Source organism: Neorhizobium galegae, assembly GCF_021391675.1.
GTDB classification, from domain to species: domain Bacteria; phylum Pseudomonadota; class Alphaproteobacteria; order Rhizobiales; family Rhizobiaceae; genus Neorhizobium; species Neorhizobium galegae_B.
On sequence record NZ_CP090095.1, the window covers coordinates 4,301,948 to 4,314,244 of the forward strand.

Annotated in this window: 15 protein-coding genes; 7 read left to right on the forward strand and 8 right to left on the reverse strand. The window is 62.1% G+C overall.

The features are described from left to right. Positions 1–42 precede the first annotated feature (42 nt). From LZK81_RS21210 to LZK81_RS21230, 5 genes are all read right to left on the reverse strand, one after another. On the reverse strand, positions 43–972 hold the full coding sequence (locus tag LZK81_RS21210; protein WP_046626351.1) for a FecR family protein: 930 nt from the start codon (positions 970–972) through the stop codon (positions 43–45). After that, complete coding sequence (locus LZK81_RS21215) at positions 969–1,571, reverse strand: RNA polymerase sigma factor (protein ID WP_233954572.1); 603 nt, start codon at positions 1,569–1,571, stop codon at positions 969–971. Before LZK81_RS21215 ends, LZK81_RS21210 begins: the two co-directional genes overlap by 4 nt. A gap of 165 nt (positions 1,572–1,736) precedes the next feature. After that, the gene (locus tag LZK81_RS21220) at positions 1,737–2,819 is read right to left on the reverse strand and encodes an MBL fold metallo-hydrolase (RefSeq protein WP_233954573.1); all 1,083 of its coding nucleotides are present in this window, start codon (positions 2,817–2,819) and stop codon (positions 1,737–1,739) included. A 63-nt stretch (positions 2,820–2,882) separates the two neighbouring features. Next, on the reverse strand, positions 2,883–3,320 hold the full coding sequence (locus tag LZK81_RS21225) for a type II toxin-antitoxin system VapC family toxin (RefSeq protein ID WP_233954574.1): 438 nt from the start codon (positions 3,318–3,320) through the stop codon (positions 2,883–2,885). Next, the gene (locus tag LZK81_RS21230) at positions 3,320–3,565 is read right to left on the reverse strand and encodes a type II toxin-antitoxin system VapB family antitoxin (RefSeq protein WP_046600838.1); all 246 of its coding nucleotides are present in this window, start codon (positions 3,563–3,565) and stop codon (positions 3,320–3,322) included. The genes LZK81_RS21225 and LZK81_RS21230 overlap by 1 nt, the downstream gene beginning before the upstream one ends. A 299-nt stretch (positions 3,566–3,864) precedes the next feature. Between LZK81_RS21230 and ffh the strand changes: the two genes are divergently transcribed. The 5 genes from ffh to trmD all read left to right on the forward strand — a co-directional run bounded on the left by ffh (position 3,865) and on the right by trmD (position 7,597). After that, positions 3,865–5,433, forward strand: a complete 1,569-nt coding sequence (ffh, locus tag LZK81_RS21235) for a signal recognition particle protein (protein WP_233954575.1) — start codon at positions 3,865–3,867, stop codon at positions 5,431–5,433. Between the two features lie 14 nt (positions 5,434–5,447). After that, a complete protein-coding gene (locus tag LZK81_RS21240; protein WP_046605199.1) occupies positions 5,448–5,762 on the forward strand; it encodes a chorismate mutase in 315 nt (104 codons plus the stop codon). A 76-nt stretch (positions 5,763–5,838) separates the two neighbouring features. Beyond that, the gene (gene rpsP / locus LZK81_RS21245; RefSeq protein WP_038546684.1) at positions 5,839–6,204 is read left to right on the forward strand and encodes a 30S ribosomal protein S16; all 366 of its coding nucleotides are present in this window, start codon (positions 5,839–5,841) and stop codon (positions 6,202–6,204) included. Positions 6,205–6,323: 119 nt separating this feature from the next. Further along, complete coding sequence (gene rimM / locus LZK81_RS21250; RefSeq protein ID WP_046605388.1) at positions 6,324–6,890, forward strand: ribosome maturation factor RimM; 567 nt, start codon at positions 6,324–6,326, stop codon at positions 6,888–6,890. Positions 6,891–6,895: 5 nt separating this feature from the next. Continuing rightward, positions 6,896–7,597, forward strand: coding sequence for a tRNA (guanosine(37)-N1)-methyltransferase TrmD (trmD, locus tag LZK81_RS21255; protein WP_233954576.1), 702 nt, complete (start codon positions 6,896–6,898; stop codon positions 7,595–7,597). 186 nt (positions 7,598–7,783) lie between these two features. Here trmD and LZK81_RS21260 read toward each other — a convergent pair whose 3' ends face one another. Beyond that, complete coding sequence (locus tag LZK81_RS21260) at positions 7,784–8,530, reverse strand: sulfite exporter TauE/SafE family protein (protein WP_046626336.1); 747 nt, start codon at positions 8,528–8,530, stop codon at positions 7,784–7,786. A gap of 265 nt (positions 8,531–8,795) precedes the next feature. On the opposite strand from LZK81_RS21260, the gene rplS reads away from it, so the two are divergent. Next, entirely contained in the window at positions 8,796–9,350 is a 555-nt protein-coding gene (gene rplS / locus LZK81_RS21265; RefSeq protein ID WP_046605196.1) for a 50S ribosomal protein L19, read from the forward strand. A gap of 64 nt (positions 9,351–9,414) precedes the next feature. Here rplS and LZK81_RS21270 read toward each other — a convergent pair whose 3' ends face one another. After that, a complete protein-coding gene (locus tag LZK81_RS21270; RefSeq protein ID WP_080952478.1) occupies positions 9,415–9,927 on the reverse strand; it encodes a nuclear transport factor 2 family protein in 513 nt (170 codons plus the stop codon). Positions 9,928–10,051: 124 nt separating this feature from the next. Beyond that, positions 10,052–11,332, reverse strand: a complete 1,281-nt coding sequence (locus tag LZK81_RS21275) for an MFS transporter (protein ID WP_233954577.1) — start codon at positions 11,330–11,332, stop codon at positions 10,052–10,054. Positions 11,333–11,499: 167 nt separating this feature from the next. Between LZK81_RS21275 and LZK81_RS21280 the strand changes: the two genes are divergently transcribed. After that, the gene (locus tag LZK81_RS21280) at positions 11,500–12,294 is read left to right on the forward strand and encodes a transporter substrate-binding domain-containing protein (RefSeq protein ID WP_233954578.1); all 795 of its coding nucleotides are present in this window, start codon (positions 11,500–11,502) and stop codon (positions 12,292–12,294) included. The last annotated feature ends 3 nt before the right edge of the window (positions 12,295–12,297 follow it).

Genomic DNA, 12,297 nt, shown 5'->3' on the forward strand with positions numbered 1-12,297 from the left:
AAAAGATGATTTTAATACTCAATTTTTCGGATGAGCATGTCTTCAGCGCGAACGGACCAGCGTGATCCAGTCGGAAACCCGGATGACACGGATCGGCAGGCTCTCCTGCAGAGCCGCGAAAGCCTGGTCGACATCGTTCACGGCAAAGACGCCGCTGACCCGCAACTGCGAGGCCTGGTCGTCGAGCACCATGATGCGGCCCCGCTGGTAACGGCCGATCTGGTCGAGCACCTCACCGAGCGGCCGGCCGGAGAAGACCAGCTTGCCGCTGCGCCAACTCGTCAGATCGGCGACATCGCCGGAGCCGGTTGCCAGGCGGCCATCGGCGCCGAGATGCGCGGTGCCGCCGGTTTCGAGCACAGCGCGCTGGGAGCCGGCGGTCACCGCCACCTGCCCCTCGTCGACCATCACCTCGTCGCGCTCGCCGACCCGCACCGCATAATGGGTGCCGAGCGCGATCGCCTGGGTTTCGTCGCCGCTGACGACGAAAGGCCGTGCCGGGTTCGGGGTGACATCGAAAAAGGCTTCGCCGCGCAGGACCACGATCCGGCGCTCGGTCTGGCCATATCGCACCTTGATCGCGCTATCGGTGTTGAGCGTCACCACCGACCCGTCATCGAGGTCGATGCGCTGGATGACGCCGACCGGCGTGTAGAAATCCGAACGATACCGGGCGATGAGGCCGGTCTCGTTGGCGATGATGCCAAGACAGCCCATCAGAAGCAGGGCGGCAACGCCACCCCCGATCACCCGGCGCCTTCGCGGCGCGACCGTTTTCGGCACAGCGGCGAGATCGCCCCAGAGAGAGCTCATCTCTTCAAAGGCAGCCGCGTGAGCCGGATCCCGCATTTTCCAGAATTCGAAGCGGCGGCGATCGGCATCGGTCGCATCGCGGGAGCCGAGCCGCGCGACCCAGCCTGCCGCCTCCTCCGCAATGGCATCCTCACGCGCCTTGTCTGAAACATTAGTCATATGCAATCTCCCCCGGCGGGAGGCAATGCCGCAAGTCGGGCCTGACGGCAAGCCATGAGTGCACGGATGATGTGTTTTTCAACCATGTTTCGGGAGATCCCGAGCCTCTCCGCGATCTCTCCGTTGGAAAGCCCTTCGAGCCGGCTGAGCACGAACACGACCCGGCATTTGGGCGGCAGGGAGGAAATCGTCTCGATCAGAAGTCCGAGCTGCTGGCGGGCGGCGACCACGCGTTCCGGGCTTGGCGCCTCGTCGGCAACCTGCGTCTGGTCCATCTCTTCTGCGAAGAGCGCGCTGTCGCGCATCAACCGGGCGGTGATGCCATGAGCGACGGACCGGGCGACCTGGAAAAGATAGGCATGCGGATTGCGCAGATCCTCCTTCGGCGATGCCGTCAGCAGCCGCAGAAAAGTCTCCTGTGTCGCGTCCGCCGCATCCTCCCTGTTGCGCAGGCGCCGAAGAAAGAACCGCTGCAGCTTCCCCTCCTCGGTCTGCTGCAACTGCTCGATAAGGCTGATGTCCAAGTCCGTAACCTCAAGGCCGAAACCTGCCCGACCAACGGCACCGCGTTTAGCGTCCCCTAAAAAGCGGCGCAACATCAATGATTTGGAATGGATCCAAAGAACATCTTATAATATGATAACGGTACTCATGTTTTTATGTGAAATCAGCATGTTGGGCAGCCGGGCATTGGCGGCGGCAGAGACTGAAATTTTTGCCGCTTCGGGGCCATCTGTCGCGTTTTCGCAACAGGTCCGGCGTGCTCAGACGGAAATTGTCGGCACTTCGAAGACTTCGCCGGGGCGCATGGGCCGGAAGCGGTCGCGCGAAATGCGGCGTCTATCGAGAGCGGCATGAAGCGCCGCCAGCGGCTCTTCGATCCCCTCGTCGGTGAGGTCGAACGTACCCCAATGATGGCCGGCGACGAAAGCCGCGTCGCAGAGAAGCATGCCTTCGACCGCCTCGTCCGGGTTCTGGTGCTGCGCCTGCATGAACCAGCGCGGCTCGTAGGCGCCGAACGGCAGGTTGGCGAGCCGGAACGGCCCGTGTTTCTCACGGGCCGCGCGGTAATTGATGCCGCCATGAAAGCCGGTATCGCCGATATGGTAGATCTTGGCCGCGGGGGTTTCGAAGACGAAGGCGGCCCACAGCGCCATACGCCGGTCGCCCACCCCGCGCGCCGACCAGTGATGGCAGGGCTCGCAATGCAGGACGATGCCGGGCGCGATCTGCTCTTGGCCGCCCCAGTCCATCACCGTGATCCTCGCATCCCTGACGCGGGAGCGGATGAGCGCGTCATTGCCGAGCGGCGTGACGAAATGCGGCTTGTCGCGGCCCTGCAGCACCCGGAGGGTCTCGAGGTCCATATGGTCGTAATGGTTATGGGTGACGAGCACGACATCGATCGGCGGCAGGTCGCCGATACGGATGCCGGGCGGATTGACCCGCTTCGGACCCGCGAAACGCACCGGGCTGGCGCGATCGTCCCAGACCGGATCGGTCAGGATGTTGAGGCCGGCGACCTGGATCAGCATCGCCGCATGGCCGACCATGGTGACGGTCAGCCGGTCGCCCGAGACGCGGGTTTCCGGGACGGCCTGCGGAAACGGGCTCGGAAAACTGTCCGGCCAGGCGATATTGTTGCCCCCGAGCTTCCAGCGCAGCAGGTCAAGCCCGCCGCGCGGCTCCTCGCCACCCGGGTTGAAGAAATACGTTCCGTCGAAATGATCGGAGACCGGACCGGAGTAATATTTGTTGGCAGCCATGGCTCCCCTTGCCGCGAACCCGCCCACGAGGGCAGCGATCCCACCGATACCGGACCATTTCAGGAATTTTCGTCGGTTCATCAAAGCTGTCTATCAGCGTCCTCTTGCACGTGGGAAGAGAGCTTGCGCAAGGAACGGACACATTTACGCGACCTCTATGTCCGTCCTGGAAAAATCGTTGCCCACGAAAAGGAGCGGTGACTGTAGCGTTCGTGCAGCTGCATAGGAAAAACAGTCGCCGAAATTGAGCCTGGCCGGATGACCGACGAACCGGCCATAGGTGCGTGCCACTTCGAGGGCAACGCCGTGCAACCCGGGCGGAAAGGCAACTTCAACGGCGCCGATGCTCCGCATGAACTCTTCCACATCTCCCTGAGCTTGCGCGATCAGTTCAGGTGGAGTGGGACGCTGGTCTCCGTGAATGCTGATTGCCGTCTTTCGGGAAATCCCGATCACCGCCTCGAACATCGTTACCGATGAATAGTGGATCGGCTCTTTGGAGCCGGCGATCTTGGCAAGCAAGGCCTCAGCCTCTTCCTCGCGGGTCAGAACGGCGACCACGGCCGATGCGTCGAGAAACATCAGCTTTCCCACATCTCGTCCATGTAAGCCTTTTCATCAAAATCGGCGGCATGCGGCCCCATGCGAGCGGCGACGCGGTCTTGCAGCCGTTTCACGCGCTCCTCCAAAGACAGCTCCTCGCCGGCCCGCTTCAGCTCGTTCTCCAGCGCCACGCGCACGGCCTCTGTCTTGGTCTTCGTACCAAGCCGCCGCATGACCTCGTTTGCCAGTTCATCGACCTTGTCGTCACGGATATAAAGGGACACGGACAATCCACTCCCATGGAGTGCTGCAGGAATATTCAGTATAGTCGAAATGAATATCCTCGCAAGCGCGCGGCGCAGTGGACGTACCAGCCTTGACTTTCCAACCCGCTTGCTGTTTAAGCCCGCCCATCTGCTGACAAGTTACGACTTGGAGCCGCCGACCGGGGCCGACATAATGAGCCCGGAGGTCAACACCCGACAGCGCGTTGCGCCCTCGGGTGCTTTTTGGCTTTGTCTCTTGTTTTCCGCAGACAAGAACCCGACGTTTCGGTGATCCCGAAACGAAGAAGGAAGAAACGATGTTCGAAAGCCTCCAGGACCGTCTTGGCTCCATCTTGAGTGGACTGACCGGCCGTGGCGCATTGAGCGAGGCGGATGTGTCCGCCGCTCTGCGCGAGGTTCGCCGTGCCCTGCTCGAAGCGGACGTGGCGCTGGAAGTCGTGCGCTCTTTTACCGACAAGGTGCGCGAAAAAGCCGTCGGCGCCGAAGTCCTGAAGTCGATCAAGCCCGGCCAGATGGTCGTCAAGATCGTCCATGACGAGTTGATCGAGATGCTCGGCTCCGAAGGCGTCGGCATCGACCTGCATGCGGTCGCCCCGGTTGTGATCATGATGGTCGGCCTCCAGGGTTCCGGCAAGACGACGACGACGGGCAAGATCGCCAAGCGGTTGACCGATCGCGAGCGCAAGAAGGTGCTGATGGCATCGCTCGACACGCGTCGCCCGGCTGCCCAGGAACAGCTCCGTCAGCTGGGCGTCCAGACCGGCGTCGACACGCTGCCGATCATCGCCGGCCAGTCGCCGGTCGAGATCGCCGCCCGCGCCGTGCAGGCGGCCAAGCTCGGCGGCCATGACGTGGTCATCCTCGACACCGCCGGCCGTACCCATATCGACGAGCCGCTGATGGCGGAGATGGCGGAGATCAAGCGCCGCTCGAACCCGCATGAGATCCTGCTGGTCGCCGACAGTCTGACCGGCCAGGACGCCGTCAACCTCGCGCGCAATTTCGACGAGCGCGTCGGCATTACCGGCCTCGTGCTGACCCGCATGGACGGCGACGGCCGCGGCGGTGCGGCCCTTTCGATGCGCGCGGTCACCGGCAAGCCGATCAAGCTGATCGGTACCGGCGAAAAGATGACGGAGATGGAGGAATTCCATCCCCGCCGCATCGCCGACCGCATTCTCGGCATGGGCGACATCGTCTCGCTGGTCGAGAAGGCCGCGGAAAATATCGACGCCGACAAGGCGCGCGCCATGGCCGAGAAGATGGCCAAGGGCAAGTTCGACCTCAACGACCTGGCCGAACAGCTGAAGCAGATGCAGTCGCTCGGCGGCATGGGCGGCATCATGGGGCTGATGCCCGGCATGGGCGGCATGAAGGACAAGCTTTCGGCCGCCGGCATGAGCGACAAGACGTTCGCCCGCCATATCGCCATCATCCAGTCGATGACGAGAGCCGAGCGCGCCAACCCGGATATGCTGAAGCACAGCCGCAAGAAGCGCATCGCCGCCGGCTCCGGCACGGATGCCGCGGAAATCAACAAGCTTCTGAAAATGCACCGCCAGATGGCCGACATGATGAAAATGATGGGCGGCAAAGGCAAGGGCGGCATGATGAAGCAGATGATGGGCGGCCTTGCCTCGAAGATGGGTCTTGGCGGAATGGGTGGAATGGGCGGCATGCCCGACCTGTCCAAGCTCGATCCGAAACAGCTCGAAGCGCTGCAGAAGCAGGCGGAGGCCGCGGGCTTCAAGCCGGGCTCGATGCCGGGCCTTCCGGGCGGCGGCATGCCGGGTCTCGGTGCGCCCAAGCTGCCCGGCCTTGGCGGCGGTTTCCCGGGCCTTCCCGGCCTGCCCAAGAAGAAGTGAGGGAGGACACGCCGATGGTTGACGCCGAGGTCAAAGCGAAACTTGCAAGCTATCGCCAGTCGATCGACAACATCGACGCGGCGCTCGTTCACATGCTGGCGGAGCGCTTTCGCTGCACCAAGGAAGTGGGCGTCCTGAAAGCCCAGTACGATTTGCCACCGGCCGACCCGGCGCGCGAAGAATTCCAGATCGAGCGTCTTCGCCGCCTGGCGAAGGAAGCGCATCTGGACCCGGATTTCGCCGAGAAGTTCCTGAACTTCGTCATCAAGGAAGTCATCCGGCACCATGAAGCCATCGCCGCCGAACACGTCGGCGCAAAGTTAGCATGAACCAGCCCGCCTCATGGCGGCCTCAAGAAGAACCCGGCCCGCCTGGCGGCGGCCAGAAAACCTAGGAGTAAATGAAATGGCCCTGAAAATTCGTCTCGCCCGCGGCGGCTCCAAGAAGCGTCCGTATTACACCGTCGTCGTTGCCGACGCCCGTTCGCCCCGCGACGGCCGCTTCCTTGAAAAGCTCGGTTCCTGGAACCCGATGCTCGCCAAGGACGATGCCAAGCGCGTCGAACTGAATGCCGAGCGCATCCAGCATTGGATCGACAACGGCGCCCAGCCGACCGACCGCGTTCTGCGCTTCCTCGCAGAAGCCGGCCTTGCCCAGCGCGCTGCCAAGAACAACCCGGAAAAGGCACTGCCGGGCAAGAAGGCCCAGGAACGCGTCAAGGAACGCGCCCAGAAGGCCGAAGACGCAGCAGCCGCTGCCGCCGAAGCATAAGCTTCGCGAAAATTCTTTCGCAATCGACGGGTGGCGCGGCAACGCGCTGCCCGTTTTGCTGTTTGCTTTTGATCGCGCAGCGCTTAAATGAGCGCACGACAACCGAGATCACGACCCGCATGACCAAGCTCGAAAACCCCATTCTGATGGCGACCATCGGCGCCGCCCAAGGCTTGAGAGGCGAGGTGCGGGTGCGCACGTATACGGCCGATCCGACGGCGCTCGGCGAATACGGCAACCTGCACAGCGAGGACGGCCGGATCTTCGAGATCCTCGAAATTCGCGAGGCGAAGAACATCGCGATCGTCCGTTTCCGCGGCATCAACGACCGCAATGCGGCCGAAGCGCTGGCCGGCCTCGAACTCTTCATCGAGCGCGACAACCTGCCCGACGACGAACTCGAGGAAGACGAATTCTATTATGCGGACCTCGAAGGCCTCGAAGCGGTCGATCAGGACGGCAAGAGCTACGGCACGGTGAGCGCGGTCTATGATTTCGGCGCCGGCGATCTGCTGGAGCTGAAGGGCCCCGGCCGCCGCCCTGCCCTCATCCCCTTCTCCGAGGCGGCAGTGCTGGAGATCGACCTCGAAGGCGGCAAGATCGTCATCGATCCGCAGGCCGCCGGCCTTGCCGAGAATCCGGAAGACGACGGTCCGGCACCGGGCCTGCCCAAAAAGGGCAAATAGGAACGATGACCTTCCGCGCCACCATCCTGACGCTCTACCCGGAGATGTTTCCGGGGCATTTGGCCTTGTCCCTGGCCGGCAAGGCGCTGGAGCGCGGGCAATGGTCGCTCGACACGGTGCAGATCCGCGATTTTGCTGAGGACCGGCACCGCACGGTGGACGACACACCGGCCGGCGGCGGCGCCGGCATGGTGCTGAAGCCGGATATTCTGGCCAAGGCGATCGACAACGTCTCCGAAGGTGACAGCCGTCCGCGACTGCTGATGAGCCCGCGCGGAAAACCGCTGACGCAGGAGAGGGTACGCGAGCTGGCGGCCGGCGACGGCGTGGTGATTATCTGCGGCCGGTTCGAAGGCGTCGACCAGCGAGTGATCGATGCCCGCAATCTCGAGGAGGTGTCGATCGGCGACTACGTTCTGTCCGGCGGCGAGCCGGCCGCGCTGACGCTGCTCGACGCGGTGGTGCGCATCCTGCCAGGCGTCATGGGCAATGCACTCTCCGGCACCCATGAAAGCTTCGAGAACGGGCTGCTTGAACATCCGCAATATACCAGGCCGCAGGTGTTCGAAGGCCTGGAAATCCCGGCCGTGCTGACGTCGGGCAATCATGCGGCGATCGAGAAATGGCGGCTCGAAGAAGCGAAAAAGCTGACAGTCGAGCGGCGGCCGGATTTGCTTGCCGATACGCTTCGGAACGAGGCGAAGTAACCCCCTCATCCGCCTGCCGGCACCTTCTCCCCGCTGGGGAGAAGAGGGTTATGCCGCACCGTCGCTACTCCCTCCTCTCCCTTGGGGGAGAGGGTGGCCGAGCGGAGCGGAGGCCGGGTGAGGGGGCGGCTGGCTCAGCCGATCACGAATAGTCGCCACGCAACCCCGTCGCGAAATAGCCCCCACTCAGCCGGTCACGAAGTAATAGATCGTCAGCCCGACCCCCACAGCCACCACGCACCAGCGCAGCACAGCCTGCGGCACCCGTCGCGCCATCCACACGCCGGCATAACCGCCAAGCGCACCGGCCGGGATCATCACCAGCGCCTCCGGCCAGGCAATGATGCCGCCGCCGACGAAGACGACGATGGCGACGGCCGCGATCAGGATCGCCAGCATATTCTTCAGCGCGTTGAGATGGTGGTAGCTGCCCCCGGTCGTCACCCCGAGCACGGCGAGCATCATGATGCCCATGCCGGCGCCGAAGAACCCGCCATAGATGGCCGTCAGGAATTGGCCGATGACGGAACCGGGAGAATTGGCCGACCGTTCCGCCGTCGCCTTCGGTTTCAGCCAGGGACCCGCCGCAAACACCGCAGTCGCAGCCGCCAGAAGCCAGGGCACCAGCGCGCGAAATGAAGGATTGTCGAGCGACAGCAGCAGGAAGGCACCGGCAAAGGCGCCGACCACCGAAACCAGCGCAAGCACGAGCGCGCTGCGCCAGTGGCTGGAAATCTCGTCCCAATAGGCGATCGTCGAAGTGACATAACCCGGGAATTGGACGATCGAGGACGTCGCATTGGCCAGGATCGGCGGGACGCCGGCAAGCGTCATCGCCCCGAAAGTCAGAAAGGTCCCGCCGCCGGCGATCGCGTTGACCGCACCGGACAGGAAGCCCGCCGCGGCAAGCAGGGCTATCATTGTGATTGTCATTGGTGTTTCCTCATCCCTGGCCATCAGATAGCGGCTTCGGCGAAACGCGGCAATAGCGGGCTTTTTCGTCACAAAATCGCAATCAACGGGATGACAAACCCAAGTCTTTCGTGTATTGGCCCAGCCGGAAATGGGAAATATCCCGTCGACCAGCAACAAAGAATGGTGAATTCGCTCTGCCGAAAAGGCAAATCCCCGAGGCTTTGACCAAAGGGATATTATCTGAGCGCTCTGGCTGTTTCAGAAGAACCAAAGGTTTGAGACGATGAATATCATCCAGGAATTGGAAGCCGAACAGGCCGCCAAGATTGCAGCCAAGCGCACGCTTCCGGAATTTTCCGCTGGCGACACCGTCCGCGTCAACGTGAAGGTCACGGAAGGCACCCGTACCCGCGTACAGGCCTATGAAGGCGTCTGCATCGCCCGTTCCGGCGGCGGCATCAACGAAAGCTTCACCGTTCGCAAGATCTCCTACGGCGAAGGCGTCGAGCGCGTATTCCCGGTCTACTCGCCGATGGTCGAGAGTGTCGAAATCGTTCGCCGCGGTAAGGTTCGTCGCGCCAAGCTCTATTACCTGCGCGATCGTCGCGGCAAGTCGGCTCGTATCGTCGAAGACACCGGCGTTCGCGCCCGCAAGCTGAACGACGCCGAGCGTCAGGCCGTTGCCGAAGAAAAGGCACGGATCGAAGCCGAGAAGGTTGCAGCAGCCCAGGCTCTCGCCGCCGAAAAGGCAGCAGCGGAAGCCGCTGAAGCAAAGGCCGCAGCAGAGGCTGCTGAAGCAGCCGAAGCCGCCAAGGCCGCTGAAGCTTCTGCCGAATAAGCTTTTCATATCGAATACGGAAAAGGCGGCCTTCGAGCCGCCTTTTTTGTTGCGCGATACAGGTTTAATTCCTGACGGCAGAATCCCAATGTTCGTCCGCCTTGCCATTGACGATACGCCATGTGTCGTACCAGGTGCTGGTATAGCTCTTCGAAGGATCGCGAGGATCTTTCATTTCGCGCACCATCCCCACGGTCACCAGATCGCCTTCCGCTGTGACAAAGGCGACCGGCGTTTTTATCTTGGTCGGAATGGGGCTCGGCTTCCGCTTCAGGACGTCGATGAAATAGCGTACCACCCCCTCGCGCCCTGACGCGGCATTCGGGTTGTGCTGGATGTAACGTTCAGTGAGATACTGATCGGCCTTGTCCCACTGATTGGCTTCCAGCAGGTCACGGACGATCCCGTAGACAACCTGCTTGTTTGCATGCAGCTTGGGGTCCGTGCTGGTGAAAAGCGCGTCTTTGTCCGGAGCGGCCATCACCGGCTCCTGTGCCAGCGACGGCGCGGCAAGTGTGCCCATCGCGGCCCCGAACAGGACCAAACCCAGAGCGGCATGTTTCAGGACTCGTATCATCGACATTCTCCCAAGCGTTTTGATCTGGCTTGCCAAAAGACATAGGAGAAACGCCGGTGAGACGGAAGCAGGCAGTTTTGCCGCCATTGGTTCCGCAGAGGGAACCAATGGCAGTAACGTCCGGTCAGACGGAGATCGCCTGTCTCGCCGCCAACATTCGGCCGACGATGATGACGAGGACACCGGCGACAGCAAGGCAGACCGCCAGGAAGACCATCGGCAGGATATTGTTGCCGGTCGAATCCCGGATCCAGGGGACGACGTTCTGTGCGATGAAGCCGCCGAGATTGCCGACCGAATTGATCGCCGCAATGCCGGCCGCTGCGCCCGCACCCCTGAGGAAGCGTGAGGGAAGGCTCCAGAAGACCGGCTGGCCCGCGAAAATGCCGGCTGCGGCGACGCAAAGGAAGGTGAACTGCAAGGTCGGCGAGGTGACGAGCGCGGAAAGCGCCAGACATATCGCGCCGACGAAGGCGGGACCGACAATATAGGGAGTTTTGTTCTCGGCCCGGTCTGCGGCGGCCGGCACCACCCATAGCGCGAGCGCGACGATCACCCACGGAATGATGTTGATGAAGCCGTTCGTCGTGTTCGAGACGCCGAACCCCCTGACGATGGTCGGCAGCCAGTAGCTGAGACCGTAGGCAGCGAGCGGAAAGCCGATATAGCAGAGCGCCATCAGAAGCACCCGCGGATTGACGAGCGCCTTGAATCCGTTGTCTGCATGCTCCTCCATTCCGGAATTCTCACGCGCCAGCCGATCGTGCAGCCAGCGCTTTTCATCCTCCGTCAGGAATTTCGCCTTTTCCGGGGTGTCATCGAGATAAAAGAAAGTGACGATCCCGGCGAGCACCGCGGGAATGCCGGTCGCCAGGAAGACCCACTGCCATCCCTCATGGCCAAGCAGCCCGTTCAGATCGAGCAGCATGCCGCCAATCGGGGCGCCCACGGCATTGGCGAGCGCGCTGAAGATCATGAACAGGCCGACCATGCGGCCGCGATAATCCTTCGGGAACCAGAGCGTCAGCAGGTAGAGGACGCCCGGGAAGAAGCCTGCTTCCGCAACGCCGAGCAGGAAACGGAGGATGTAGAACATCGTCGCGTTCTGCGTGTAGGCGAGCGCCACGGTCACAATGCCCCAGGTGATCATGATGCGGGCGAACCAGCGGCTGGCGCCGAACCGCGTGAGGAAGAGGTTGCTCGGAACCTCGAACAGAAAGTAGCCGATGAAAAAAAGCGAGGCGCCGAGACCATAGGCATATTCGCTCATGCCGAGCGCGCCGACCATTTCCAGCTTGGCATAACTGACGTTCTGACGGTCGATATAGGCAATCAGATAAAGGACGCCGAGGAACGGCATAAGCCGCCACACGATCTTTGAAATTAGCTCTTTTTCCTGAACCAACTTATTTACTCCAAAGCATTTGCCGCAGAGGAAGCAGCGTATTTCGGTGAAGGGGATGTAGAGGACCCCCTCATGCGCGGCAAGAAAAAGATGCCCGCTGCCGGTCGCTTGCTATCGGCCGGCTTTTCATGAGAGGGATTCGCCAGTCATTTGTCAGGAGTGCCACAATGCTCTCACGCCGTATGCTGATCTCCGGCCTTGCCGCCATTGCCTTTGCACCCGCCGCCAGCGCCGCCGAACTGCCGGACCTGAAGGGCCGCACCGTGGTGGTAGTGACGGAAAACGCCTATCCGCCGCTGCAATTCGTCGATCCGAAGAGCGGCAAGGCGATCGGCTGGGAATATGACGCGATGGCCGAGATCGCCAGGCGGCTGAATTTCAAGCTCGAATACCAGAGCACCAGCTGGGACGCGATGATCCAGGCCGTTTCCGACGGGCAATACGATATCGGCATGACCGGCATCACCATCAAGGACGACCGCAAGGAGAAGGTCGATTTCTCCGATCCCTATATGCGCTCGCAGCAGCTGATGCTGGTGCGCGGCGATGAAAAACGCTTCACCGACGCCAAGGGTTTTAGCACGCTGACGACTGGACTTATCGGCGCACAGCCAGGAACCAGTCCGTTCTACACGGCGGTCTACGAAATCCTCGACGGCAATGAGCAGAACCCGCGGATCAAGCTGTTCGAGACCTTTGGCGCGACCGTGCAGGCGTTGAAGGCGGGAGACGTCGATCTGGTTCTGACGGACAGCACCGCCGGCGACGGTTACGTCAAGGCCTCCGGCGGTTCCTTGAAACTGATCGGCGAGCCTCTTGGCACCGAGGATTTTGGCTTCATCTTCAAGAAGGGATCTGATCTTGTTTCGCCGGTCAACGCGGCGATCACCGCGCAGAAGGCCGACGGCACGCTGGATGCGCTGAACAAGAAGTGGTTGCTCGATTACAAGATGGGCCAGTAAAGA

Coding starts and splice junctions, on each gene's coding strand:
- rpsP (WP_038546684.1), top strand. CDS start 5,839: ATGGCCCTGAAAATTCGTCTCGCCCGCGGCGGCTCCAAGAAGCGTCCG.
- LZK81_RS21210 (WP_046626351.1), bottom strand. CDS start 972: ATGACTAATGTTTCAGACAAGGCGCGTGAGGATGCCATTGCGGAGGAG.
- rimM (WP_046605388.1), top strand. CDS start 6,324: ATGACCAAGCTCGAAAACCCCATTCTGATGGCGACCATCGGCGCCGCC.
- rplS (WP_046605196.1), top strand. CDS start 8,796: ATGAATATCATCCAGGAATTGGAAGCCGAACAGGCCGCCAAGATTGCA.
- trmD (WP_233954576.1), top strand. CDS start 6,896: ATGACCTTCCGCGCCACCATCCTGACGCTCTACCCGGAGATGTTTCCG.
- ffh (WP_233954575.1), top strand. CDS start 3,865: ATGTTCGAAAGCCTCCAGGACCGTCTTGGCTCCATCTTGAGTGGACTG.
- LZK81_RS21215 (WP_233954572.1), bottom strand. CDS start 1,571: ATGTTGCGCCGCTTTTTAGGGGACGCTAAACGCGGTGCCGTTGGTCGG.
- LZK81_RS21225 (WP_233954574.1), bottom strand. CDS start 3,320: ATGTTTCTCGACGCATCGGCCGTGGTCGCCGTTCTGACCCGCGAGGAA.
- LZK81_RS21260 (WP_046626336.1), bottom strand. CDS start 8,530: ATGACAATCACAATGATAGCCCTGCTTGCCGCGGCGGGCTTCCTGTCC.
- LZK81_RS21220 (WP_233954573.1), bottom strand. CDS start 2,819: ATGAACCGACGAAAATTCCTGAAATGGTCCGGTATCGGTGGGATCGCT.
- LZK81_RS21270 (WP_080952478.1), bottom strand. CDS start 9,927: ATGATACGAGTCCTGAAACATGCCGCTCTGGGTTTGGTCCTGTTCGGG.
- LZK81_RS21280 (WP_233954578.1), top strand. CDS start 11,500: ATGCTCTCACGCCGTATGCTGATCTCCGGCCTTGCCGCCATTGCCTTT.
- LZK81_RS21240 (WP_046605199.1), top strand. CDS start 5,448: ATGGTTGACGCCGAGGTCAAAGCGAAACTTGCAAGCTATCGCCAGTCG.